The following is a 25,622-nucleotide window of genomic DNA, read 5'->3' on the forward strand; positions in this document are numbered from 1 at the left end:
TTTTGCTTATTGCCACTAGATAAAACTAATTAGTCTCTACATGCGGTATGGAGCCGAGCGAAATTCTGAAGAATACGCCCACTTCGAGCAACATCCAACTGTCGCGCGGCCGACACCGCTTTAAGATCTGTTCCTGGTAAATAGTAGCCCTCATTTGCGTAAATCTGGAGACGCTGGGCAAATGTGTTGGCATCTAATTCCGGGTGAAACTGCGTCGCATATGCATTGCGGCCCAACCGAAACATCTGTACGGGGCAGTCCTTACCAGTTGCCAACAACGTAGCGTCGCCAGGCAGTTCTTCGATGGCCTCCTTGTGGCCGACGATGGCGTGAAAGTGGGCCGGTAAACCATCAAGAATTGGATCTGATTCGCCATCTGGAGTTGCAGCTACTTCGATTACAGCTGCCTGCTCCCCGTGCTTGCGGGAGACACGGCCATGGCCAGCAGTACCGAGCAGGCCGACGCCATAACAAGCTCCGAAGAAGGGGAAGTCTCGTTCGAGCACTTCTGCCAACAAATCCTCGAACCAGGTCTCGACTTCCTTCTGTAGATAGCTCTTATCGTCATCAGAGGCGTTAAAGGGTCCTCTGCCAACGATTACGCCCGAGTAGTTATCTAGATTCAGATTCCCCGGACGAGACTGTTCCAGGCGAATTTGATGCAACTTTGCCGGCGCCAATGCACACCTCCTGGCAAATGAGAGATGTTCAGCGTGAGCTGCGGCATCTTCGCCGCGTGTGGAAAGCAAGAGGAAGGGCTTGGCGGAGGTAGACATTTGCGGGAACAAATTTCGTGAAAAAGGGAGCTAGAGGGGGACGGAGACTACTGCACCACTAGCAGGCTCGGATTGGCTGCATGCGTACATACGTGCATAAATCGGGGGATGATTGACGAGACGGCCTGGAGGTCCACATCAGATACCTTTAGTCGAATCGCGTCGACTTCCAACGGGTCAAAGTAACCGACGTCGGTGTAGAAAGACATTCTGCGGAGCAGTCCGTTAGCATTCATCTCCGGATGAAATTGGGTAACCCAGTTATTCGATCCGATCGAGTACATCTGCACCGGACAGGTTGGACCTGTGGCAAGCAAAGTTGCGTGATTGGGAAGTTCCGCAACGGATTCCTTGTGGCCAGTCAACGCATAAAAAACCGGAGGCAACACCGAAGCTATTGGATCTTGAGTGGCGGCTTCGGTGAGCTCTACCCGGGTAGAACCCGCTACTTCGCCGTGGCGCAGGTTAACCAAACCACCCGAAGTAAAGGCTGTGTAGCTAGCGCCGTAGCAGATAAGCAGTGCGGGGACAGGACTCCTAAGTACGTCGTAAAGCACATCGTGCGAATACTTCTGCAAACCCGAATGCTCAAGGTCGGTGATGTTAAATGGGCTGCCTCCGACAAATACGCCGTCATAGGAGGTCAGGTCGGGCAACTTAGCGCCGACAGCGTCGATGGTAAACAGATCCAACTGGCTGGGCTCAAGCCCGGTGGAATCCAGAAAGTCCTGGTACTCGGCTTGCCCCGCACCATCTGCGGGGCGGAGCGCCACCAACAAAAACTTACCCACACTCATAAATAGACAGCTTAGTCCATATTGAGTGAAATCTATGCATCTTCACCGGTCAAACGGGGTAAATGCACGGCAGAAAGCCGAAACCCGCTCCCGTATTAGGGGAGCGGGTGGTACGTAACGCTATCAGGCCTAGCCTGAGTGGCTAGTCCTTGCGCCGTAAGCTGTCTTCAACTAAATCAAGCACGGAATCCAATTCGTCGACAGTGCGACCAGATGCCAGACGAACGATGATGCCATCGAGCATCAGCTCGAGAAAAAGCTGCATCGTGCGAACCGAATAATCCGACCGTAGGGAGCCGGATGAGGATGTCTGGGTCAATCGGTGGGCAACAGCGTCATCCAATTGATCCTGATGGCCCAACCATTGGCCCTTAAACTCCGGATCGCTGCGAAGGCGACGGGCAATCTCAAGGCGAGTTCCCAGCCAGCCATGCTTGTCTGGGTTCGCCACGATGTCACGCATTACTTCCACTAAGCCGGAAGCCTCCGCGACTTCCGCCATATTTGCGGCATCTTCTTCGGCCAATGCTAAGAACAGACCTTCTTTGGATCCGAAGTGATGGAAAATAGCACCGCGAGACTTACCGGTAGCGGACTCCAGACGAGAGACCGTTGCGCCGTCGTAGCCGAATTCTGCAAAGCACTGCCGAGCGCCGTCGAGAATTTCGTGCCGCCGTTGAGCTAAATCCTGGTTACTCACTTTTGGCATAAGGAAACTCTTTTCTTGCCGGCGACGCCCAGGGACATGTTTCACTGCATGACGTGGCAGCGCCATTCCTATACTTCCCAAGCCTCATTTTGGTTGGGGTAGAGAAACCCGAGGCCGGCAGGGCGCTAGCCCGTGGGGTATGAATCCGCGGGCTAGCGCTACCTACCGGCCTCTAGAAGCGCTGCTTGTAACAAGCCCTAGCGCGCACGAGTCAAAGGGAAACTAGTTGCCCTTGATCATGTTGCGCAGGACGTACTGCAGAATACCGCCGTGGCGGTAGTAGTCAGCCTCACCAGGGGTATCGATGCGGACCACAGCGTCGAAGTCGAAGGACTCGCCGTTTTCCTTGGTAACCGTAACCTTGACGGTCTTCGGGATGGAGCCGTTGTTCAGCTCCTCCAGACCAGCGATGTCGAAGGTCTCAGTGCCATCGATGCCCAGGGACTTCCAGGACTCACCCTCCGGGAACTGCAGCGGAACAACGCCCATGCCGATGAGGTTCGAGCGGTGGATACGCTCGAAGGACTCAGCGATAACAGCCTTGACGCCCAGCAGCAGGGTGCCCTTAGCTGCCCAGTCACGGGAGGAACCGGTGCCGTATTCCTTACCACCAACGACGACCAGCGGAGTGCCAGCCTCCTTGTAGTTCATGGCAGCGTCGTAGATGAAGGCCTGCGGGCCACCCTCCTGGGTGAAGTCGCGGGTGTAGCCACCGGTAACACCGTCAAGCAGCTGGTTCTGCAGGCGGATGTTAGCGAAGGTGCCGCGCACCATGACCTCGTGGTTACCACGACGGGAACCCAGGGAGTTGTAGTCCTTGCGCTCAACGCCCATGGAGTCGAGGTACTGAGCAGCCGGGGTGCCCGGCTTAATGGAGGAAGCCGGGGAGATGTGGTCGGTGGTCACCGAGTCACCCAGGGCAGCAAGGACGCGAGCGCCCTTGATGTCGGAAACCGGTGCCGGCTCCATTTCCATCTCGTCGAAGTACGGTGCCTTGCGGATGTAGGAGGACTTGTCGTCCCAAGCGAAGGTCTTGCCCTCCGGGGTCGGCAGGTTCTGCCAGCGCTCGTCACCAGCGAAGACATCCTTGTAGTCCTCGTCGTACAGCTCGGAAGAGATGGAGGCCTCGATGGTTGCTTCGATCTCTTCGGTGGACGGCCAAATGTCGCGCAGGAAGACGTCGTTGCCCTCTGCGTCCTGACCCAGGGCGTCGGTTTCAAAGTCGAAGTCCATGGTACCGGCGATCGAGTAGGCGATAACCAGGATCGGGGAGGCCAGGTAGTTCATCTTCACGTCAGGGGAGATGCGGCCTTCGAAGTTACGGTTACCGGACAGAACCGCGGTAGCAGCCAGGTCGGCCTCGTTGATGGCGGAGGAAATCTCAGCCGGCAGCGGACCGGAGTTACCGATACAGGTTGCACAACCGAAGCCGGACAGGTAGAAGCCCAGAGCCTCGAGGTCCTTCCACAGGTCAGCACGCTTGAAGTAGCCGTTAACAACCTGGGAGCCCGGAGCACAAATGGTCTTGACCCACGGCTTAGCCTGCAGACCCTTCTCGACTGCCTTGCGTGCCAACAGACCAGCACCAATCATGACCGACGGGTTGGAGGTGTTGGTACAAGAGGTGATGGAAGCGATAGCGACCATACCGTGGTCGAGCGTGTACTCGCCGCCCTTCGGGGAAGTGACGGTAATCGGGGAGCTCGGGCGACCTTCAGCGCCGTTAGCGGCGGACTCGCCGTGGCCCTCGCGGGACTCGTTGTAGTCTGCGGCCAGCTCGGAGGTCGGTGCGGAAGCCTTGACAGCGCCCTTAATCTCGCCGTCGGAGTAGTTGTGCAGGTCCTTGCGGAACTGCTCCTTGGCGGAAGCCAACTCGATGCGGTCCTGCGGGCGCTTCGGGCCAGCGATGGACGGAACGACGGTGGACAGGTCCAGCTCGAGGTACTCGGAGTACTCAGCCTCCGGAGTGTTCTCGTCCAACCACATGCCCTGAGCCTTGGCGTAAGCCTCGACGCGCTCCAGGGTCTCCTTGTCACGGCCAGTCAGGGCCAGGTACTTGACGGTCTCATCGTCGATCGGGAAGATTGCGGCGGTGGAACCGAACTCTGGCGACATGTTACCGATGGTCGCACGGTTGGCCAGCGGCAGCTTGGAGACGCCAGCGCCGTAGAACTCTACGAACTTGCCGACGACGCCGTGCTGGCGCAGCATATCGGTGACGGTGAGCACAACGTCGGTTGCGGTAACACCCGGCTGAATGTCGCCAGTCAGCTTGAAGCCAACGACGCGCGGTATGAGCATGGAGATTGGCTGGCCAAGCATTGCGGCCTCAGCCTCAATACCACCGACACCCCAGCCCAGGATGCCCAGGCCGTTCTGCATGGTCGTGTGAGAGTCAGTACCAACACAGGTGTCCGGGTATGCCAGGCCGTTGTTCTCGAAGACAACGCGAGCCAGGTACTCGATGTTGACCTGGTGGACAATACCGGTTCCCGGAGGAACAACGCGGAAGTTGGAGAATGCGCCAGTACCCCAACGGAGGAACTTGTAGCGCTCATCATTGCGCTGGTACTCAATCTCGACGTTCTTAGCCAGAGCGTCTTCGCTACCGAAGGCCTCGATGATGACCGAGTGGTCGATGACCATCTCTGCCGGGTTCAGCGGGTTAACCTGATCCGGGTCGCCGCCGAGAGTCTTAACAGCCTCACGCATGGTAGCCAGGTCGACAACACAGGCGACGCCGGTGAAGTCCTGCATAATAACGCGAGCAGGGGTGAACTGAATCTCGATCGACGGATCAGCCGAAGGAACCCAGTTGGCGACAGCCTTGATGTGCTCCTCAGTGATGTTGGCGCCATCTTCGTTGCGCAGCAGGTTCTCACCGAGAACCTTCAACGAGTAAGGCAGCTTCTCCATACCCGGCACGGCGTCAAGAGCGAAGTAGTCATAAGACTTGTCTCCGACCTCAAGCTTGCGCAGGGCGTTGAAAGAGTTCTTGCTTTCAGCCACAGTCAGCTCCATTTCTATTCGGGTGAATTGTCGCCTTAACTGAAGAGTCCGGCACTCGAATTTCGGCTCTCCATAAGGCATAGGTGCGATCACGCCGCCCCTTATCAACCAATTAAAGCAATAATCACGACGCGGGGCACACGAGCCCACACACACGTTTTTAAGGAAGCGTTACCGTCCTTGCATCAACAATAACAGTACGAACGTTCTGTATGTAGATTGCTCGCGGCGCGCCGAGTCACACTACCCCCGTTCACATCCAGAGCAGGCCATTATAGATAGGACAAACGAAGCAGCATCTCCGCCAAATTGGGGCGCGTGGAAACCATTCTCACGCAAAACAGGAGCACGATACGGAAGGCAATTAATGCATACGCCAGCAGATTCACAGGCAGCGAAAGAAACCGTCGAGAAGGTGGTCGCTCAGCTACGCACCGACAACATCGTGACAAATAACCCACAGCTCCGAGAAGCGGTCCAGCCAATTGTCGACGATGCAGCAAATCGGGGGGTGCCCAATTTCAATATCATCTACCTAGATAGCGAGAAGATTTACCCCGTCGCCGAACAAAAGAACACCGACATCTTTTCCTTTGCCCGCCAAGTAGCGGACCAAGTCGGCGGAACGACTGTCGTGCGCACACCGGGCAATGTGGCCACCGCATCTGCCGATTTCCCCCGCGCAGCCATTGAACGCGCCGACCACGCAATGATGGAGACTCCGCGAGACTATCCGGCGGGTCTCGATGCCTATTTGCACGAGCTCACTAACTACGTCGTTCCGTGGACTCTTTACAGCCTCATCGCAGGCGTCGTTATCGTCGCACTCTTCGTCGGGCTGACGTTCTACTGGCTACACACACGCCCAACCGCCTAAGAGTTCGCTTTACGACGGACGCTGGAGTTAACGGCCCCACTGAATACATTCACCGTCCCCGGTTTTCCACCCCACGGCAAGGGACAGGGTAAATGCCCCAAAAACTGGTAGCAGTGGAGAACTCAGTCACTATCTCAATTGGATAACACTGTTGCAGTCGCCGTAACCGTGTCAACGATTTTCGCCAAGGTCAAGCATGAGCGCTTGACCTTTTCTTATGCCCGGTACCCCAGGTAAAGGTCCGCGGCAGTCCGGCACGCCGATAAGTCATCACATAGTGACATAATTCACACAGAAAACTGGGGTTCATCATAACCGCAGGCCACGGCATATAACGAAACGGTTACAAAGTGGGGGACAGTTGGTAATTTTGTTACTTATGTTTTTTTAGAGCTTTTTGACCCGTAAAGTGCTTCGTGATGCCAATAGTGGACTCAAGGGTCCAGTATTGACCAATGAAAACTCGCGGGAGCGCCGCTGTTGCTTTTGGTTCTGGTTTCGGTTCGACGTTTTTCGAAGTTCCACTCAAGACCTGGAGGCAACAACGGGAAGATATCCAACGATGGGGAAGTCGCTGGTGTCGATTCTGAGGCGTGAACGCACCCATAGGAGAAATGTAGGAGTAACGCGGTGCCGAGTAATCGCAAAGTCCGTGCATCATATTGGACTCGTCCAATTGCCGGTATTATCACGGCGGGTCTTCTGGCGACGAACACTCAGGTCGCAGCTGCACAACCACTGAATCCGAGCGACGCCCAGATCCGTCAAGCGCGTGAGGCGGCCTCTAACGCCGAGTCGTACTTGCAGTCCCTGGTCGCCGAGGTAACTTCCAGCGAGCGCCGGGTATCTGACCTCGAGCTACGCATGGGCACTCTCCGCGAGGATGTCAACAAGGCCATGGTGGACCTTGAGAACGCTCGAGATGCCGCTAACCGTGCGCGCGAGGCGGTCGACGAGGCGCGAACCCAACTCGACCGTTCCCGCGCTGAGCTCGCTAGTGCCCAGAAGCAGTTCGACGAGCTAGCACGCACCATCATGCGCCAGGGACGTTCCAGTGGCTCGATTCTCGAGGGTGCGCGAGATGCATCCGAGGCTATTAACCGTCTGTCCGCTTTGCGTCGCGAAGCGGATCGTCAAGAGCAGACCGTTGACTCTCTGGATAAGAATCGAACCGAGGCTGCTAACCAGGAGTCCACGCTTCGCAAGAAGAGTGACGAAGCTCAGCAGGCGGAAGCCACCGCAAACCAGCGAAACACCGATGCTCAGAACGCGTACTCCGAGGCAAACGAGGAGCTTCAAAAGGAGCAAGCTGATTACCAGCAGGCTCAGGTCGATCGCGATGCCGCAAAGGCATCTTTGGATGCAGCCCGAAACGCGGTCAACGAGCTGAACTCCCAGCGCCAGAATTATGAGAACGAGCAGGCCCGCAAGGAAGCGGAAGACGCCGCTGCCAAGAAGGCCGCTGAGGAAGCCGCAGCTAAGACTCGCGCCGAGGCGCAGTCGAACCAGACTGATGAGGATTCCTCTTCTGAGTCCACAAATGAAAGCTCTAGCACCACTGGTTCTACGAGCTCGACTGGTTCCACTAGCTCCACCGACTCGACTGGTTCGAGCAGCTCCACGGATACTACCGGCTCGACTCGCTCGACTGGTTCTAACAGCTCCACTGGCTCCACCAGTTCCTCTGAGACGACCGAATCTTCGGACTCCTCTGAGTCCACCGAGACCTCGGAATCTTCTAGCACCGACAGCTCGTCGTCAAGCGGCACCCCGGCGCAGACTGTGGCGCCGACGAATCCAGAGACCGGTCAGAGCACCTCGGGTTCTTCCAGCCAGAAGGTCGAGACTGTCATCGCACGCGCGATGGGGCAGCTCGGTGTCCCATACGCATGGGGCGGCGGCAACGCCAACGGCCCGACCAAGGGCATCCGTGACGGCGGAGTAGCTGACTCCCACGGCGACTACAACAAGATTGGTTTCGACTGCTCGGGCCTGACTCTGTACGCCTACGCCGCTGTCGGCATTGACCTGCCTCACTACACCGGCTACCAGTACCAGCGCGGAAAGCACTACCCGGCATCTCAGATGAAGCGTGGTGACCTGCTGTTCTGGGGCCCGAATGGTCATGGCCACGTCGCTATCTACCTGGGCGATGGCAAGATGATTGAGGCACCGCAGTCCGGTTCTGTGGTTAAGATTTCGCCAGTCCGTTATAACGGAATGACACCGAACGTTGTCCGCCTCGTCTAGTTTCTAACGACGTGTTCTACAGGTCGGGCGACCGACCTAAAGAAGGGTTTCTCTGTGACCTACCCAACGCCCACTGACCACACGGACCTCGAGCGCGCATACGCGGAGCTGGGGAAGGTTGTGGTTGGCCAGGAGCACCTGATTAAGCAGCTCTTCATCGCGATGCTCGCAGGAGGTCATGTCCTGCTCGAAGGTGTTCCGGGTGTTGCGAAAACTCTGGCAGTGTCTACTTTTGCCACAGTGATGGGTGGGTCCTACTCCCGTATCCAGTTCACTCCGGATTTGGTGCCATCAGATATTGTCGGCACCCGGATTTTCCGCCAGGACACCTCGGAGTTCATTGTCGAGCCCGGCCCGGTCATGTCAAATATCGTGCTCGCTGATGAAATCAACCGCGCACCGGCGAAGGTGCAGTCGGCTCTGCTGGAAGTCATGGCAGAGCACCAGGTGTCCATCGCAGGGGAGTCCACGCCAGTACCGGAGCCGTTTTTGGTTCTGGCCACGCAAAACCCAATCGAAAACCAGGGTGTCTACCCACTGCCGGAGGCCCAGCGGGACCGTTTCCTATTTAAGGTCCTCGTGGGTTACCCCACTCCGGCGGAAGAGCGGGAGATTGTCTACCGCATGGGAGCCACCCCTCCAGTCGCGCAGCAGATTCTCACCCCAGAGAGCGTTCGGGAACTGCAGCGCGCTACCCGCGAAGTCTTTGTCCACCACACACTGATTGACTACATCGTGGCCGTCATCGAACTCACCCGCAATCCGATGCGGGCGGAGTTGAAGGATGTCGACCGCTGGCTTTCCTATGGCGCATCACCGCGTGCAACTCTTGGTGCTGTCGCGGCTGCCCGCGCCCACGCGCTGTTTTCCGGTCGCGACTATGTCGTGCCGGACGATGTGGTCTCCGTGCTTCCCGACGTGCTGCGTCATCGCTTGGTCCTGTCCTATGAGGGCCTGGCCGATGGCGTTACTCCCGAACGGATTATTGACATCGTGTTGTCTCACGTGCGCCTTCCCCAAGGCGCGAGCACTGGCTCCGATGAGGGCACTGCCTCCTAATGTCAGCTCGTGAAGACGATCTTGCACGCGTCCTGGCGTACTTAGAGCTAACTGTTACGCGTAAGCTCAACGGACTTTTGCGCGGCAGCTTTCTCTCCACCGCTACTGGAGATGGCTCTGAGCCGGTTGGCTCCCGCGAATATGTCATCGGCGATGATGTTCGCCAGATGAACTGGGCAGTGACAGCCCGCACTGGAGTGCCGCACGTTCGCACCTCCGAGGCCGAGCGTGAGCTGGAGTGCTGGATCGTCGCCGAACCCGCCGCACGTCTGTCCACGGGATTGGCCGATACCACCAAACGACATCTGCTCACCGCCGCTGCCGGCGCTGTGACGATGCTTAACGACGCCCCGGGGTCCCGAACTGGATTAATCGCCGGTGGCACTCCAGTGCCCGCGGGCCAGGGCCGTGCCCACAGCTTGATGCTGCTCAAGCAGTTGGCTGACGCGACTGCTGAGCATAACCTCGCAGCGGATATTGACACAGTAATGACTCAGGCTCCGCGCGCTGGGCTGTTGGTTGTCATCTCGGATTTCCTTGGATCACTCGATTGGGCGCGCCCGCTGCGCGTTGCCTCGGCCTCGACAGAGATTATGGCGATTCGCCTGGTAGATCCAGCCGATGAAGCCTTACCTGGCGAAGGCCCGGTGGTCATGGCGGATTCCGCAACCGGCGAGACCATTGAACTCAACATCAACGACAAGACCCGCGCCGAGTATGCAGCTCAGGCTCGTGCCCACCACGAGCGTGTAATCAATGAACTGCGCAAATGCCGTGCTCGCGTTATTGCCTTGCGTACGGATTCCGATTGGGTACTGGATTTTGCTCGACAAATTGGCCAACATTAGCGTCTGAGTAACCGCTTGTTAGTGCTATCTTTTTTGGGCCACCGACTAACCGGCTATAGCCACTGGTTTATACGCGACTGTTTAGGCGACTGGATGTGAGGAAACTGATACCGCGATGACGTTCCTAAACTCAACTTTTGCGCACCCAGGGTGGCTGCTCGCACTCGCTCTGCCTCTCGTGGCAGCCGTGGCCTATTGGATCAGCACTAAGCAGCGAAAGCAACGTGCCATTGCCTTTGGCAACTTCACCATCGTTGGATCACTAGGGAATAAGTCGTCGGCACGCCTGCGCCATGTCGTAGCTATCAGTGCGCTGTTGTCGCTAGTTCTGGTCATCATTTCATTGGCTGGTCCGATTTCGGAGACCAAAGTCGCCCGCAACCGAGCGACGGTTATGCTGGTGGTCGACGTTTCGCTGTCCATGTCGGCGACAGACGTTGCGCCAGACCGCATCACTGCAGCTAAAGAAGCCGGCCAAGAGTTCGTGGAGAACCTTCCCGACGACCTCAATATCGGCCTGGTGACGTTCTCTGGTCGTGCTCGCACTGCTGTCAGCCCGACTACCAACCATGACACCGTGAATCGAGCGCTCCAGGCTGCTGAGTTAGATCAGGCGACTGCGACCGGTGATGCCATCGCAGCCGCGCTCGATGCCATCAATCAGTTCAGCGACTCAGTTCAGGGCGGGGGAGAAGGCGCCCCACCAGCTACAATCGTGCTGCTTTCCGACGGCAAACAGACCGTCCCACAAGAACTCGACGATCCCCGCGGCGCATATACCGCCGCCGCCGAAGCCGCCAAGGCCGGGGTGCCAGTCAACACGATTTCGTTCGGTACCGCGCAAGGCGCAATCACGGTTCAGGGCGAATTAATTCCAGTGCCTAACGACGACGATTCGCTGCGAGAGATCGCCCGTCGAACAAAAGGTGAGTTCTTCAGCGCTGGTTCCCTCGAGCAGCTCCGCGATGCCTATGGCTCACTGGAAGATGACATCGGTTACGAACTCAAGCGGGCCGAGAATCCGAGGCCCTATCTGATCGCAGCCTTCGCGATGCTGCTAGTGACCGTGGGCTCACTGCTTGTGACCAATCGTCGAATTCCGCAGTAGGGCTGGGTTAGGGTGCCGTCGTAAAGCGATTTGTATGGAACCCGATTGGCAGGAGACGCCGGGGGCATTGAGCAGTCGTCTTATGGAGTCCTCAGACTGCGCTACTAACATGATTAGCTATGTCTTCTGATAATTTTGACGCTATTTTGCTGTTGTCTTTCGGCGGTCCCGAAAAGATGGCCGATGTGCGTCCCTTCCTGGAGAATGTCACCCGCGGCCGCGGAATTCCGCCGGAGAGGTTGGACGAAGTCGGTGCACACTACGCGCACTTTGGCGGTAAGTCCCCGCTCAACGATTTAAACCGCGAAATTGTCTCCAACCTTAAGGCTGAGCTCACTCGCCGTGGCTATGACTTGCCTGTTTATTTCGGCAATCGCAATTGGCATCCGATGGCTGAAGACACCGCGGCAAAGATGGCTGATGACGGTGTTAAGCGAGCGCTCGTTTTCGCCACTAGCGCCTGGGGCGGCTACTCCGGCTGCCGCCAGTATCACGAAGACATTGCTCGGATGCGCGAATCTCTGGGCGACCGTGCTTTTGACATGGAGAAAATCCGGAGCTTCTACGATCATCCGCTCTTTATAAAAGCCTATGCAGACGCAGTGCGTGAGGCGTTTGCCAAGCTACCGGATGACCGCCGTGAGGACGCCCGGCTTATTTTCACCGCTCACTCTATTCCGGTCTCGGCGGACAAGGCATCCGGGCCGGTAGAGCTCGGCGGAAATCTTTACTCCCGCCAGGTCAACGAAGCAGCACGGCTCGTCGCCGACGCAGTGGGTATCACCGACTTTGACGTCGTCTGGCAGTCCCGCTCTGGCCCGGAGCACGTGCCGTGGTTGGAGCCTGACATCGTCGACCACGTTGAAGCGAAGGTCACCCAAGGCCTTCGATCCGCAATAGTGTGCCCGATTGGCTTCATCTCGGATCATGTTGAGGTCGCCTGGGATTTGGATGCTGAGCTTCAGGATGAAATGGCTCATCACGACATCGTCATCGAGCGGGTCGCAACGCCTGGTCCGACGGCTACTTTCACTGACATGCTCGTGGAGCTCATCGAAGAGCGCATCGCAGATGCCGAACCCCGCCATCTGGGAAGTGAACCGCTACTCGGCTCGGCCTGCAACGGCGCTCCCTGCGCCGCATCCTGTTGTACCCCGGCAAAGCGCCGCCCACACTGATTCCTTTGGTTTCAATCGGGCCTCGGGGCAGGGCAAATCTCTAGCGGGTCCACTCCTGAATCGCGTATTCCACCGCGCTCATCCGCGCCTGCCGGATCTTTCGCCACAGCGGGATGAGCTGCGCGTCAAACGCGGCGCTGCCGTGCCCGGACTCGCTGCCCTGTGCCACCGCCAGAATCGACGACACCCGATCAGCTCTGGCGAGCACTCCCAGTGCACGGCGCGGCACATCATCCGGCACAAAGGCCATGTCCAGGTGGTCATCGAGCATGCCGACCATCAGCCGGGGATCCACCTTCGGGGTACCACTGCTTGACGACGTCAGCGGTGAACGCGGCATCGCCGCAATAGTGGCAGCCGCAACTCGCGCCGCATCCGCCAGCTGCAAATCTGCCTCGCCAGGGGAGAGATAGGCCGGCTCCGGGATGTGTCCTTCGAGCGTGTACCAGTGCCACTGCGGCAGACCGGGCACCGGCGATGTCACTGGTACGAGCACATGGTTCCAACCCGGCTCCGCATCCGCAATCACGATGGCTGAGCCTGCTGCGCGTGCGGCCTCAGCGGCGTCGGTTCCCGCAGGCAGTGCAGGTGCGTCACCGGGGCCGGAGAGAATAAGGCGGACGAGGGGACGATGGTCACTGTGCCAATCTCCCGCGTCAGTAACTGTTCGAAGAAGGCGGAGCATGTCGCTTCGATCGAGATCAGCGTCGCAATCGATGACATTCGGAACCATGGCGTCGGCAAGCACGAATGTCCCCGGAACTGACGTGGGCCCGCCGAGCGAGTCAAGAGCATCGAGGAGATGATCGTAGTTTTCCAAACCCGACAACCATGCGCCCAGCCAAAGGGCGATGTGCTGAGTTGGACTCCAGACCTGGTCGAGAACACTGCGCTGCATAGTGCAGCTCATCCTAGTGCAGTGTGTCGTCGGTCCCGTAACCGATGCTGTTAATCTCAGTACCCATGAGCTTTCAAGACCCGTATCGCAATCAGGACGTGTTTGCTGGCGCACGTGGCCACCGCCGTCGTATCCCGCAGCCGGCACGCGAGGTAACAGCAGAAAATGGTGTTGTCGTCGAGGCGTCCTATGACGGATTCGTCGGTGCGATTATCGGGTTGGAGAAAACTTTCGACGGCTGGTGCGTTCGGCTGGAGGACCGCCACGGAAAGTCACGGCTGTTTCCCATGCACGAGCGCGGTTTTCTCATCGATGGCAAACCTGTGACTCTGGTACGGCCGAAGGCACAACCAAAGAAGCCCTCGCAGGATCTGTCGGCATCGGGCTCGCGCAGGGTCCACAACGTCAAGGCTAAGGTTGCTCTACCCAGCCGTATCTGGGTAGAGGGTATTCATGACGCGGCAATTGTCGAGAAAGTATGGGGCCACGATCTGCGTGTTGAGGGCGTAGTCGTCGAGTATCTGGAGGGCTTGGACAATCTCCCGGAACGCTTGGCCGAATTTGGCCCAGGTCCGAAGCGCCGCGTCGGAGTCCTGGCAGACCACTTGGTGGAAGGCAGTAAAGAAAGCCGCATGACTCAGCAGCTCGGCCCGCATGTGATGGTCACTGGCCACCCATTTATCGATGTCTGGCAGGCGGTCAAGCCCTCGTCGGTAGGCATTGAGGCATGGCCGGAAGTTCCTTACGGGGAGGACTGGAAGACAGGAATCTGCCGTCGCTTGGGTTGGGGAGACGACCCCAAGGAGGGCTGGCGACGCGTCTACGCAGGTGTACACACCTACCGTGATCTGGAGTCGGATTTGATTGGTGCAGTTGAGCGCCTGGTCGACTTCGTCACTGAGCCACATATGCAGTACTGACCCCGAAATAATGACTCCACTCGCCCCACATTTGTTCTGCAAAGTAGGTAGGGTGAGGGCGTGATTCCTCTCCTTTGGCTCGGAGCAAGCCTCCTACTGGTTCTCGGTGAACTCGCAGTCGGAGATTTAGCACTGTTAATGCTCGGAGGTGGTGCACTGGCAGCGTCCGGTGCGAGCCAGCTTGGAGCGCCGCTTTGGCTATCAGTGGTTATCTTCGCCGTTGTGTCCGCCGCACTTGTGCTGACAGTTCGCCCTGTGTTGCGCAAAAAGATGGCAAAACCGGACAAGTCCGCCGAACTGGAGTCGCGTCCGGAACTGCTAGCGGGCCGTCATGCTGAGGTCATCGAGCCAGTTTCCTCGTCAGCGGGCCTGATTAAGGTCAATGGCGAGTTGTGGAGCGCGCGCAGTCTTCTGACTGCGCAGACCTTCGATGCGAAGGAAAGAGTCACGATTGTAGAGATTTCGGGCAATACCGCAGTAGTGGACAAGCTGCTCTGAGCAGCCAACTCACTTAAAGGGCGCTCGGAGCACTCTTAGTTACTGACCATTAAATAACTGACCACACAGTTTCTAGCTACGAGGGAATCCCATGGAAGGCTTTATCATCCTCGTCGTTTTCATTCTCGTGGTTGTTACCTTGGTTCTCAAAGCGATTGTCCTGGTTCCTCAGGGTGAAGCGGCAATCGTAGAGCGACTGGGACGATACACGCAGACACTGAACAGCGGCCTGAACTTCATCATCCCGATCATTGACCGAGTGCGCGAGAAGGTCGATACCCGTGAGCGTATGGTTACCTTCCCGCCACAGGCAGTGATCACCGAAGACAACCTGACTGTGGCTATCGATACCGTCGTGACCTTCCAGGTCAATGAACCGGATCGGGCAATTTACGGTATCGATGACTACATCTTCGGCGTCGAACAGATCACCACCGCAACGCTTCGCGACGTCGTGGGTGGCCTGACACTGGAAGAGACACTGACTTCCCGTGACTACATCAACCGCCGTCTGCGCGGCGAGCTGGACGAGGCCACTGCCAAGTGGGGTCTTCGTATCGCTCGTGTGGAGCTAAAGGCCATTGAGCCGCCACCGTCGATTCAGCAGTCGATGGAAAAGCAGATGAAGGCCGATCGCGAGAAGCGCGCCATGATTCTGACTGCGGAAGGTACCCGCGAAGCCGATATTAAAACTGCTGAGGGCCGTAAGCAGGCACAGATTCTCGCCGCCGAAGGTAACAAGCACGCAGCAATTCTGGCTGCTGAAGCTGAGCGTCAGGCAACCATTCTGCGCGCTGAGGGTACTCGCGCCGCTACCTACCTTGAGGCACAGGGTAATGCTCGCGCTATCCAGAAGGTCAACGCAGCTGTTAAGGCTTCACAGTTGACACCTGAGATTCTTGCCTGGCAATACCTGGAGAAGCTGCCTGAGCTGGCAAATAAGGACGGCAATACTGTTTGGATGATTCCGTCGCAGTTCGGCGACAGTCTCGAGAGCTTCGCTAGGGCTTTCGGCAAGAAGGATGCCGACGGTATCTTCCGCTACGAGCCTCCGGCCGTGAGCCGAGAGACCAAGGAAGAGGCTGAGCAGGGCCGCGACGAGAACTGGTTCGACATGTCGACTAACCCGGAGTTGGCTCGTGCAGTTGCCGCGGCGAACGAGGTCGCTAACCGCCCGGTTGATGATCCGGTAGCTGCAGCAGCTGGTAATACCCCTGAGAGGAAGAAGAATCGCCGCGCTGATTCGGCTCAGCCCGCTCAGCCTGAACAGTTGGGTGGCCAGAACGGCCCGGCAGCGGTTGAACCTGCGACACCGGCTGCGCCCGCTGCGCCGTCAGTTCCTTCCGGCAAACGTGACCTGCCCTCGGCTCCTGGCACCGGTAATACCAATGCAGGCAGCGGTGCGCACTCCACCGATCGTCCAGATTTTTCTGGATGGTCACGTGACCCTTACGCCCCGGAAAATGGGCAGTAAGTTTTTATAACTCATCAGCTCGCTGAAGCAGGTGGACGGCCAGGTTCCATCCGGCCAGCTCCGCCTGCCAGCCAGCTGCAGCGAGGCGCTGATTGACGGCCTGCTTAGAAACTCCCAATTCTTCCGCGGCCTCTACCTGTGAATAACCAGCGCGAACCAAACCAGTTGCCTCGCGCCCTTCGGGGGACCTGCGAGAGATAACGTGGTGCAGCAATGTGAATGCTGCACCAATATCCTCCGAGTAGTCCTTACCACGCGGATCGTTAGTCCGAATGCGGGTTTTTACCGTACCGGCTCTGCCTCCCTTACCGACGACTGAGCTCGATGCCAGATGCGCTTGCTCAATGTCGTCCTGAGGACAAACACCGATACCTATCGCCCAGTCACCTGCGGCCAATAGCGCCAGCACAAGCGTGGTGACTCCCACAGCATTTTCAGGAGCTGCGCGAAGCTCTTCGATACCTGCAACCTCAACAGTTCCTACGCCTTCCAGGCCGGAAAGTGCCTGCGCAGAGGCCTGAACGTGATCTGCCCTGCGAGTAGATCGACCGCGATACCTGGCAAAGACTGAGTACATACGCTCTAGTCTAGCCCCACCCCTTGACAGTTGGGCTAAGACACGTTCCTTCGCTCCGCAAACTCACAGGCAACCAACACCAGCTCGCCGAAAAACTCACGCCTAGCTCAAGAGCGCCAAGCGGTGTTTTAACGTTTCGAAGAACCGGTTACGACAGGGAACTTGGCGTCCGCAAGAAGTCCCAGCAAACCAAGCACGAGCAGAATTCCCGTGGCCACCGCAAAGCGCACGTCGAAGCCGACCAACAGCGCGTCGCCAAGCAGAACGACGGCGAGTGTGTTCGGCGCCGAACCTAGGGCAGTGGCGATGATATACGGCACGATGCGTATCGACGACAGCCCACAGGCGTAGTTGAGAAACGAAAATGGCACGCCAGCAATCATGCGCAAGCTGAGCACTGTGAGCCAGCCGCGTTGCTCCAACCGATGGTCGAGACTGAGAAGACGGCGGTTGGTCAGGTGCGTGCGAAACCAATCGCGCCCCAAAAACCGCACAATGCATAGGGAGAGAAGGGCAGAAACCGTCGTCGCAGTAATTGCCAGCAGGAAACCGAGCACTGGCCCGAAGAGGATTCCGGAAGCCAAAGTGAATACGGTGCGGGGGATTGGGAACTGAGTCAGTGCAACGTATGCGAGGAAGTAGAGGAGCGGGAACCAGTCACCGGCATCGATGGACCACTGCCGGATGGTAGCGACCGTGGGAACATCGACGTACAGCGTGACGACGACCCCCACACCTACGGCTAGCACCAGCAGAACCTTTTTGAGTGTAGGGGTAATTCGCACATCGGATACGTTCACCCATTTGAGGTTACCGGGGATTGCGGGGAAGCGTGTGACCTGCGCGTTGGAGGCTCTGCGAGGAGGGGTAGTCAGCGGCTAAAGGCGTTTGCCCATTATTTCACTAGGATGGGAATCAAGGTCACTATGCCTTGGCTCGAGCACTTGACGTGCCCGTCAGCACAAACCGAACGTAAGGGTATTGCACAAGTAGCTGAAAAGTTCAGTGCACGGACACTCGGGTGAGTCTTAGCGTCTGACTAGTGGCTCTTATTGACTATTGGAGGAAGCCAACGCCTTTAGATCCCTTTCCGTCGCGGAGAATTCGGAAATTGTCGCAGCCGAATTTCCTCGGCCGTGGATTGATAGGGGCGTTGCTTAGAACATGTAAGGGAGAAGGTCTGTCGTGACTGACCGAACGACCCCCGAATCACCTTCCACGCTGCCACCAAACTTCGAGGAATTGCAGAATTCCTGGTATCAGGGCGTGGCCAAGGTATTCGCGCGGGTGCACAAGCAAGACGTTGCAGATGTACCGCTCGATATTTGGAAACGACTGATCCAGACCACCTATGACGGTGTGGATGTCCGCCCGCTCTACACCCGCGCGGACGAGCTCGCGGAAAGCCCAGCTCCGGGCCAGTTCCCATTCGTCCGTGGCGCAAAAGTCACTTCGGACAACACCAACGGTTGGGGCGTTCGGGAAACCTTCGGTCGCCAGTACCCAGGTGAGGATGCACTTGACCCAAAGGCCGTCAACGAGACTCTGCTGACTGCCCTGGAAAACGGCACCACGGACATCTGCCTGGACTTCACCGGCTCCCTCGAAGCCGCTGATGTACCGGCTCTGCTCAACAACGTCTACGTCGACCTTGCTCCGATTGCCGTGCATGCCGGTAAGAAGACTGCGCAGGTTGCGGAAGCACTGACGTCCTACATCGAGCAGGCAAACCCGACTAATCCGGACGCCGTCGCAGTCGAGCTTTCCGCGGCTCCGCTGACCTCCGCTTTTGCCGGTATTGACGATATTTCTCTCGACGAGGCCACGCAGCTGGCCGTCAAGGCGGCTAAGCAGCCGGGCGACGTCCGTGCCCTGCTTGTCGACGGCGTTGTTTTCTCCAACCTGGGTGCAAACAACATCCAGGAGATTGGCTACAGTCTCGCCGTTGGTGTCGCCTACTTGCGTGCGCTGACCGACGCGGGCTTGAGCGCTGAAGAAGCCCTCGGCCAGATCGCTTTCCGCTTTGCCGCTACCGACGACCAGTTCGACACCATTGCGAAGTTCCGCGCCGCTCGCGTTCTCTGGGCCCGCGTTGCTGAGGTTATCGGCGCCCCTGAAGCTGGCCGCGCTCCGATGCACGCCGTGACAGCCCCGGTCATGTTCAGCCAGCGCGATCCGTGGGTCAACATGCTGCGTGTGACTGTCGCCTCCTTCGCCGCAGGTGTCGGCGGTGCCTCCTCAGTTGAGGTTCTGCCGTTTGATTACGCAGTTGTCGGCGGCATGCCGAACGTCTCCAAGACTTTCAAGGCTCGCATCGCTCGCAACACCAATCTGTTGCTGCTGGAAGAGTCTCACCTTGGTTACGTCGCCGACCCAGCAGGTGGCTCCTACTTCGTCGAAGACCTGACCGAAGAAATGGCCGACAAGGCATGGGAGATCTTTACCGGCACTGAGGCCGGCGGCGGTTTCGCCTCCGCGGAGGCCGATATTCGCGCCGCCCTGGACGCTACCTGGGAAAAGCGCCGCGCCGACATCGCACACCGCCGCACCAAGGTCACCGCCATCAACGAGTTCCCGAACCTGGCTGAGGCCCCACTGGCTCCTGAGGCCCGCCCGGAGGGCGACCCGATTCGCCGTTGGGCCAGCGACTTCGAGGCGCTGCGCAACCGCTCCGATGACTTCCTGGCTGAAAAGGGCAACCGTCCGCTGATTGCCATGCTGCCGCTGGGTCCGCTGGCCAAGCACAACATCCGCACTGGTTTTACCTCCAACCTGCTGGCTTCCGGCGGTATCGCCGTCGCCAACCCCGGCCAGGTTGTGCCGGGCGAGGCAGGTTTCGAAGAGGCAGTGAAGGCCTCTCCGATTGTCGTGCTGTGCGCAGCCGACAGCGAGTACGAGGCCTCGGGCCAGGACGCTGTCAAGGCCGCCCGCGCCGCCGGCGCTAAGGAGGTCTTGGTGGCCGGCTCCGAGAAGAGCTTCGCCAATGCCGCTGAGGACGCTCGCCCCGACGGATACCTGAACATGACCATCGATGCTGTCGCGGAGCTGTCCCGACTGCTGAACGAACTGGGAGCGTGAAGGAAGTAATGACCACCATCCCAAATTTCGCTGACATCTCCCGCAACACCGACGACGCAGCCGCTGCCACCAACAAGGCAGCTGCCGCGGAAGCTGGTGAAGTGTGGACCATTCCAGAGGGCATCGATGTCAAGCGCGTCTACGATCGCGCTGACCGCGACGCCGCTGCTGCCGAGGGCCACCCGGTAGATTCTTTCCCGGGTATCGCCCCATTCATGCGCGGGCCGTACCCGACCATGTACACCAACCAACCGTGGACTATTCGCCAGTACGCTGGCTTCTCCACCGCAGCTGAGTCCAATGCCTTCTACCGCCGCAACCTCGCGGCCGGCCAGAAGGGCCTTTCGGTCGCTTTCGACCTGGCTACCCACCGTGGCTACGACTCGGACAACCCGCGTGTGTCCGGCGACGTCGGTATGGCCGGCGTGGCAATTGACTCGATTTACGACATGCGTGAGCTCTTCCAGGGCATTGACCTGGGCGGCGTCTCGGTGTCTATGACCATGAACGGCGCTGTGCTGCCGATTCTGGCCTTCTACATTGTCACCGCTGAAGAGCAGGGCGTTTCGACCGAGCAGCTGCGCGGTACGATCCAGAACGACATTCTCAAGGAGTTCATGGTTCGTAACACGTACATCTACCCGCCGAAGCCTTCGATGCGAATCATCTCCTCGATCTTCGAGTACACCTCGGCAAAGATGCCGAAGTTCAACTCGATTTCGATTTCCGGCTACCACATTCAGGAAGCGGGCGCGACGGCCGACCTTGAGCTCGCTTACACGCTTGCCGACGGCATCGAGTACCTGCGGGCCGGTATTGACGCTGGCCTGGAAGTTGATAAGTTCGCTCCGCGTCTGTCCTTCTTCTGGGGCATCTCGATGAACACCTTCACCGAGATCGCCAAGCTGCGTGCAGGCCGCATCCTCTGGTCCGAGCTGGTTGGCAAGTTTGGCCCGAAGAACCCGAAGTCCCAGTCCCTGCGTACTCACTCGCAGACCTCTGGTTGGTCGCTGACCGCTCAGGATGTCTACAACAACGTCGCGCGTACTGCTGTTGAGGCTATGGCCGCAACACAGGGCCACACCCAGTCGCTGCACACCAACGCACTGGACGAGGCTCTGGCACTGCCGACTGACTTCTCAGCCCGTATTGCTCGTAACACTCAGCTGCTGCTTCAGCAGGAGTCCAACACCACGCGTCCGGTTGATCCGTGGGCTGGTTCCTACTACATCGAGTGGCTGACTAATGAGCTGGTCAAGCGTGCACGCCAGCACATCGACGAGGTCGAAGAGGCCGGCGGTATGGCACAGGCCACCATCGAGGGCATTCCGAAGCTGCGTATTGAAGAGGCTGCAGCTCGTACGCAGGCCCGTATTGACTCGGGTCGTCAGGCTCTCATCGGCGTGAATAAGTACCAGGTCGAAGAGGACGAGGCCATCGAGGTTCTCAAGGTTGAGAACTCCCGCGTGCGCCAGGAGCAGATTGACAAGCTGGCTCGCCTGCGCGCCGAGCGCGACGAGGAAGAGGTTCAGAAGGCACTGGCCGCTCTGACCGACGCTTGCCGTAACCCGGGTGAACCGGGGGACCTGGACAAGAACCTTTTGAAGCTCGCTGTCGACTGTGCTCGCGCCATGGCCTCCATCGGTGAAATCTCCGACGCCATGGAAGAGGTCTTTGGCCGCCATCAGGCCGAGATCCGTACTCTCTCCGGCGTCTACAAGGACGAAGTTGGCAAGGAGGGAGCCGTGTCCAACGTCTCCAAGGCCATCGCCATGGCCGATAAGTTCGAAGAGCAGGAAGGTCGCCGTCCCCGTATCTTCCTGGCCAAGATGGGCCAGGATGGTCACGACCGTGGCCAGAAGGTCATCGCGTCCGCCTACGCGGACCTCGGCATGGACGTTGACGTGGGACCGCTGTTCCAAACTCCGGAGGAGGCCGCCAAGTCGGCAGTCGACTCGGATGTCCACGTCGTCGGTGTTTCTTCGCTGGCCGCCGGACACCTGACGCTCGTTCCTGCCCTGCGCGATGAGCTGGCAAAACTGGGTCGTGAGGACATCATGATTGTTGTCGGTGGTGTTATCCCACCGGGCGACTTCCAGGAACTCTACGATGCCGGCGCCGCGGCTATTTACCCGCCGGGCACTGTCATCGCTGATTCGGCAATCGACATGATGACCAAGCTCTCTAACGAGCTGGGCCTCGACCTTGCCGTTGACGAAGAGTCCTAAATAACTACCGCATCCGCGCTGGGCTGACTGTTCAGCTCAGCGCGTTGTCGGAATTGAGAAGTAGCGATGAACGAGTATCTTGAAGAAAACCTGGGCACCCTCGTCACTACCGCTGGCACGGTCGTTGAGGGAAAGACCGCTGTAGCCCCCGAAGTCGTCCGCCGTGCGCGACGACGGATTGATGTCGACGACCTCTTTGAGGGCGTGCGGGCTGGAAACCGCACTAAGTTGGCTCGGGCAATCACGCTGCTGGAGTCGACTGCTCCAGCGCATAAGGTGCTGGCTCAGGAACTACTGGTGAAGTTGCTGCCATTTTCCGGCAAGGCCATGCGCGTCGGACTTACCGGCGTCCCCGGCGTCGGTAAATCAACCACGATTGAAACCCTCGGGCTAAAGCTGATCGAGGAAGGCCACCGCGTTGCGGTGCTGGCCATCGACCCGTCGTCGACGAAGTCCGGTGGCTCGATTCTGGGCGACAAGACCCGTATGTCCCGGCTCTCGGCCGCGGATGAGGCCTTCATCCGTCCGTCGCCCTCTGCGGGCACGCTCGGTGGTGTCGCCAAGGCAACGCGTGAGGCCATGGTGGTGCTCGAGGCCGCAGGCTACGACATTGTCATCGTCGAAACTGTCGGCGTCGGCCAGTCCGAGGTCGCGGTGGCCCAGATGGTGGATACGTTTGCGTTTCTGGCACTCGCCGGCGCCGGTGACCAACTCCAGGGCATCAAGAAGGGTGTGCTGGAGATGGCCGACGTGATTTCTATCAACAAGGCGGATGGTAAGAACTTGCGTCCGGCAAAGCGCGCTGCGCGTGATCTGATGACGGCCATGAAGATGGTTCGCTCCTCAGACCAAGTCTGGACGCCACCGGTACTGACTATGTCGGCATTGGAGGACGACGGCATCGACAAGTTCTGGCAGGCCATCGAGGACCATGTCGCGGCTATGCACGAGAATCATCTCTTTGATGAAAACCGCGCTAACCAGCAGATTAAGTGGATGTGGTCCATGGTGCACGAAACGCTCTTGCAGCGGCTCAACACCAATGAGGCTGTGCAGACAGAGAGCACCCTGGTGGAAAAACAACTCCGCTCGGGGCAGCTGACACCGACGCTCGCCGCCCAGCGCATCATGGAGGCATTTGACCAGGGAAGGGCATCGAACCCCGGGCTCGCCAACTAGGTTCTGAAGGGCGCGGGGTTTCGTCGTAAAGCGAGTAAAGCGAGCGTATCCGTGTGCGCCTACTGACCGCGGTGATGGGGCGGATCGCTGTAGAGCGTGTGTTCGGCGAAGTGGAGAGCGTTGACCACGAGGTTGGTGAGGTGCTCGTCGGGCTGAGAGTAGAAGCTAGACGTGCCCTCCTTGCGGGTCTGCACCATATTGGCCATGCGCAACTTCGCCAGGTGCTGAGAAATCGCGGGGACGGGGCGATCGAGCGTACTAGCGATCGCGGTGACGGTCATCTCCCCGTCACGAAGGAGCGACAGGATGGAGAGACGCGTCTTGTCTGCCATCAACTTCAGTACGCTAGTGGCAACGTCGAGCTCGGTGCTCGTAGGAGCCTTCTCAGTCATTTGGAGGGGTTAGTCCTTTCGAAGTCGACATGCCAAACGCTTACTATGTTCAATAAGTTGAACATTACTACGTATTGATACCAGTATTCAATTTCAGATGTCACATTAGGCTGTCACGAAAAAAGGAGAGTGCACCTAAGGGGCAGCGACCAAAGGTACTGAAAAATCCTTCAGTAATATCATCTGCATGGATTGGTTGATGGGTACCTTCCCGTGGCTGGTGGAGGACTTAACGTGGTGGCAAGTACTGTTTTTCGCACTCGACTACACGATTAAGTTCATCGCGATTGGATGGGTACCGGAAAACCGAAGCCCATCGGCTTCGACGGCGTGGCTGCTGCTGATTCTGCTGATTCCATTTATCGGCCTACCTCTGTTCCTCTTCCTGGGCTCGCAGCAGATTACGGGCCGTCGGCATGAGGTACAGGCACTGGCACAGGAGCTCATTGCGGAACGTACCGAGCATCTGCCCGACGTACCGGACGATGCCGAGATAGAAGATGACGTTGTCAACGTATTCAAGCTCTCGCGCCAGCTCACGGGAATGCCGGCAATTGCCAGCGCGGAAAAGGGACTTTTCACCGAATTCGACGCCTCCATTGACCGCATGATTGAGACCATCGATGCGGCCCAGAAATCAATCCACGTGCAGTCCTACATCTTTGCACTGGATTCCAGCACGGAGCCTTTCATACAGGCTCTTGAACGCGCGCACGACAGGGGACTAGAGGTCAAGGTACTGGTCGATCCAATTGGTTCGTGGAAGTACCCCGGCTACTACAAGCTGAAAAGGCGCCTGGACCAGGCTAAAATCTCCTGGCACCCGATGCTGCCCGTGAGCTTGCTGAAGCTCACCTGGCGCCGCCTGGATCTGCGTAATCACCGCAAGCTCGTAGTTGTTGACGGCGACATTGTATTCATGGGCTCGCAGAATTTGATTGAGCCCGAATATCAGAAGAAAAAGAACCATAAGATCGGCCGTCGCTGGGTGGACACGTGGATTGAGCTCGAGGGCGATATTGCGCTGGCCTTCGACGCAATTTTCGCGGTTGATTGGACCAGCGAGCTATACAAGACCCCAGACGCCACCAGGGACTATTCACTCCACAACACCGAAGTCAACGACAACTACAACGTTGTCCAGGTGCTGCCGTCGGGTCCGGGCTTCAGCACGGAGCCGAACCTGCGCGTCTTCAATAACATGATCTACCAGGCACACGAGCGGATTATCGCCGTCAGCCCGTACTTCGTCCCCGACGAATCCATGCTCATGGCGCTGACCTCTGCCGCATATGGAGGCATCGACGTCCAGCTCTACGTCAACGAAGAGTCCGATCAGTTCATGGTCGGCCACGCGCAGCAGTCCTACTACCAGGCACTGCTAACCGCTGGCGTGAAGATCTACCGCTATCCGGCGCCTGCGGTCCTGCACTCCAAGTTCATGGTTATCGACGACCGCATGGCCATGTTCGGCTCCTCCAATCTGGATATGCGCTCGTTCGGCCTCAACTACGAGATCACGCTTCTTTCCGCCGCCGGTTCCATCGTGGACAAACTGATCACGCTTGCCGACGAGTACCGCGACAAATCTTTCCTGCTCACCCAGGAGGAATGGAATGACCGGCCCCTTCGTCAGCGCTACCTGGACTCTGTTTTCCGCTTGACCTCGGCGCTGCAATAGGGCAGTCCCATTGGGGGTTAAGTAGCAAAAAGTGTGTCTGACTTTCAGCATTACTGCTGATTAGGCTGGGTAAATCGGGCGGATAT

The 25,622-nt window shown here is 58.3% G+C and carries 21 protein-coding genes; 13 read left to right on the forward strand and 8 right to left on the reverse strand.

The window, feature by feature from the left end:
- Nucleotides 1-29: 29 nt before the first annotated feature.
- The 4 genes from QP977_RS10300 to acnA form a co-directional block, all read right to left on the reverse strand.
- Complete coding sequence (locus tag QP977_RS10300; protein WP_083324612.1) at nt 30-776, reverse strand: glutamine amidotransferase; 747 nt, start codon at nt 774-776, stop codon at nt 30-32.
- Nucleotides 777-823: 47 nt separating this feature from the next.
- On the reverse strand, nt 824-1,573 hold the full coding sequence (locus tag QP977_RS10305; RefSeq protein WP_016422762.1) for a glutamine amidotransferase-related protein: 750 nt from the start codon (nt 1,571-1,573) through the stop codon (nt 824-826).
- 142 nt (nt 1,574-1,715) lie between these two features.
- The gene (locus QP977_RS10310; protein WP_016422763.1) at nt 1,716-2,282 is read right to left on the reverse strand and encodes a TetR/AcrR family transcriptional regulator; all 567 of its coding nucleotides are present in this window, start codon (nt 2,280-2,282) and stop codon (nt 1,716-1,718) included.
- Between the two features lie 222 nt (nt 2,283-2,504).
- Nucleotides 2,505-5,291: an aconitate hydratase AcnA gene (acnA, locus tag QP977_RS10315; protein WP_080971469.1), complete on the reverse strand. Its 2,787-nt coding sequence runs from the start codon at nt 5,289-5,291 to the stop codon at nt 2,505-2,507.
- A 367-nt stretch (nt 5,292-5,658) separates the two neighbouring features.
- On the opposite strand from acnA, the gene QP977_RS10320 reads away from it, so the two are divergent.
- The 6 genes from QP977_RS10320 to QP977_RS10345 all read left to right on the forward strand — a co-directional run bounded on the left by QP977_RS10320 (nt 5,659) and on the right by QP977_RS10345 (nt 12,611).
- Nucleotides 5,659-6,168, forward strand: a complete 510-nt coding sequence (locus tag QP977_RS10320; protein WP_049193487.1) for an Rv1476 family membrane protein — start codon at nt 5,659-5,661, stop codon at nt 6,166-6,168.
- A gap of 630 nt (nt 6,169-6,798) precedes the next feature.
- Entirely contained in the window at nt 6,799-8,418 is a 1,620-nt protein-coding gene (locus QP977_RS10325; RefSeq protein ID WP_049193489.1) for a DIP1281 family NlpC/P60 protein, read from the forward strand.
- Between the two features lie 54 nt (nt 8,419-8,472).
- Nucleotides 8,473-9,477 (forward strand): AAA family ATPase, encoded by a 1,005-nt coding sequence (locus QP977_RS10330; protein WP_016422767.1) that lies wholly within the window; start codon nt 8,473-8,475, stop codon nt 9,475-9,477.
- A complete protein-coding gene (locus QP977_RS10335; RefSeq protein ID WP_070827716.1) occupies nt 9,477-10,325 on the forward strand; it encodes a DUF58 domain-containing protein in 849 nt (282 codons plus the stop codon). The genes QP977_RS10330 and QP977_RS10335 overlap by 1 nt, the downstream gene beginning before the upstream one ends.
- Before the next feature lie 115 nt (nt 10,326-10,440).
- Entirely contained in the window at nt 10,441-11,433 is a 993-nt protein-coding gene (locus QP977_RS10340; protein ID WP_049190713.1) for a VWA domain-containing protein, read from the forward strand.
- Nucleotides 11,434-11,552: 119 nt separating this feature from the next.
- Nucleotides 11,553-12,611, forward strand: coding sequence for a ferrochelatase (locus tag QP977_RS10345; RefSeq protein WP_284847286.1), 1,059 nt, complete (start codon nt 11,553-11,555; stop codon nt 12,609-12,611).
- 40 nt (nt 12,612-12,651) lie between these two features.
- On the opposite strand, the gene QP977_RS10350 is transcribed toward QP977_RS10345, so the two are convergent.
- Nucleotides 12,652-13,521 carry an Rv1486c family protein gene (locus QP977_RS10350; protein WP_284847287.1) on the reverse strand — a complete coding sequence of 290 codons (870 nt, stop codon included), beginning with the start codon at nt 13,519-13,521 and terminating at the stop codon, nt 12,652-12,654.
- 53 nt (nt 13,522-13,574) lie between these two features.
- On the opposite strand from QP977_RS10350, the gene QP977_RS10355 reads away from it, so the two are divergent.
- The 3 genes from QP977_RS10355 (at nt 13,575) to QP977_RS10365 (ending at nt 16,401) form a co-directional block, all read left to right on the forward strand.
- Entirely contained in the window at nt 13,575-14,429 is an 855-nt protein-coding gene (locus QP977_RS10355) for a DUF3097 domain-containing protein (RefSeq protein WP_070831998.1), read from the forward strand.
- Between the two features lie 60 nt (nt 14,430-14,489).
- Entirely contained in the window at nt 14,490-14,927 is a 438-nt protein-coding gene (locus QP977_RS10360; protein ID WP_042388696.1) for an NfeD family protein, read from the forward strand.
- A 91-nt stretch (nt 14,928-15,018) separates the two neighbouring features.
- On the forward strand, nt 15,019-16,401 hold the full coding sequence (locus tag QP977_RS10365) for an SPFH domain-containing protein (protein WP_049193495.1): 1,383 nt from the start codon (nt 15,019-15,021) through the stop codon (nt 16,399-16,401).
- Between the two features lie 4 nt (nt 16,402-16,405).
- Here QP977_RS10365 and QP977_RS10370 read toward each other — a convergent pair whose 3' ends face one another.
- Together QP977_RS10370 and QP977_RS10375 are read right to left on the reverse strand one after the other, a co-directional pair.
- Nucleotides 16,406-16,978 carry a hypothetical protein gene (locus tag QP977_RS10370; protein ID WP_049193497.1) on the reverse strand — a complete coding sequence of 191 codons (573 nt, stop codon included), beginning with the start codon at nt 16,976-16,978 and terminating at the stop codon, nt 16,406-16,408.
- Between the two features lie 128 nt (nt 16,979-17,106).
- Nucleotides 17,107-17,778: a TVP38/TMEM64 family protein gene (locus QP977_RS10375; protein ID WP_052317814.1), complete on the reverse strand. Its 672-nt coding sequence runs from the start codon at nt 17,776-17,778 to the stop codon at nt 17,107-17,109.
- Nucleotides 17,779-18,163: 385 nt separating this feature from the next.
- Between QP977_RS10375 and QP977_RS10380 the strand changes: the two genes are divergently transcribed.
- From QP977_RS10380 to meaB, 3 genes are all read left to right on the forward strand, one after another.
- A complete protein-coding gene (locus QP977_RS10380; protein ID WP_049193500.1) occupies nt 18,164-20,056 on the forward strand; it encodes a methylmalonyl-CoA mutase family protein in 1,893 nt (630 codons plus the stop codon).
- A gap of 8 nt (nt 20,057-20,064) precedes the next feature.
- The gene (gene scpA, locus QP977_RS10385; RefSeq protein WP_005510731.1) at nt 20,065-22,284 is read left to right on the forward strand and encodes a methylmalonyl-CoA mutase; all 2,220 of its coding nucleotides are present in this window, start codon (nt 20,065-20,067) and stop codon (nt 22,282-22,284) included.
- Between the two features lie 66 nt (nt 22,285-22,350).
- The gene (gene meaB / locus QP977_RS10390) at nt 22,351-23,463 is read left to right on the forward strand and encodes a methylmalonyl Co-A mutase-associated GTPase MeaB (protein WP_049193502.1); all 1,113 of its coding nucleotides are present in this window, start codon (nt 22,351-22,353) and stop codon (nt 23,461-23,463) included.
- Nucleotides 23,464-23,522: 59 nt separating this feature from the next.
- Here meaB and QP977_RS10395 read toward each other — a convergent pair whose 3' ends face one another.
- Nucleotides 23,523-23,855 (reverse strand): ArsR/SmtB family transcription factor, encoded by a 333-nt coding sequence (locus QP977_RS10395; RefSeq protein ID WP_016422780.1) that lies wholly within the window; start codon nt 23,853-23,855, stop codon nt 23,523-23,525.
- Nucleotides 23,856-24,042: 187 nt separating this feature from the next.
- Here QP977_RS10395 and cls point away from each other — a divergent pair, with 187 nt between their 5' ends.
- Nucleotides 24,043-25,536 carry a cardiolipin synthase gene (gene cls, locus QP977_RS10400; RefSeq protein ID WP_065421642.1) on the forward strand — a complete coding sequence of 498 codons (1,494 nt, stop codon included), beginning with the start codon at nt 24,043-24,045 and terminating at the stop codon, nt 25,534-25,536.
- The last annotated feature ends 86 nt before the right edge of the window (nt 25,537-25,622 follow it).

It is taken from the genome of Corynebacterium sp. MSK012 (genome assembly GCF_030232435.1).
Classification (GTDB): domain Bacteria; phylum Actinomycetota; class Actinomycetes; order Mycobacteriales; family Mycobacteriaceae; genus Corynebacterium; species Corynebacterium jeikeium_D.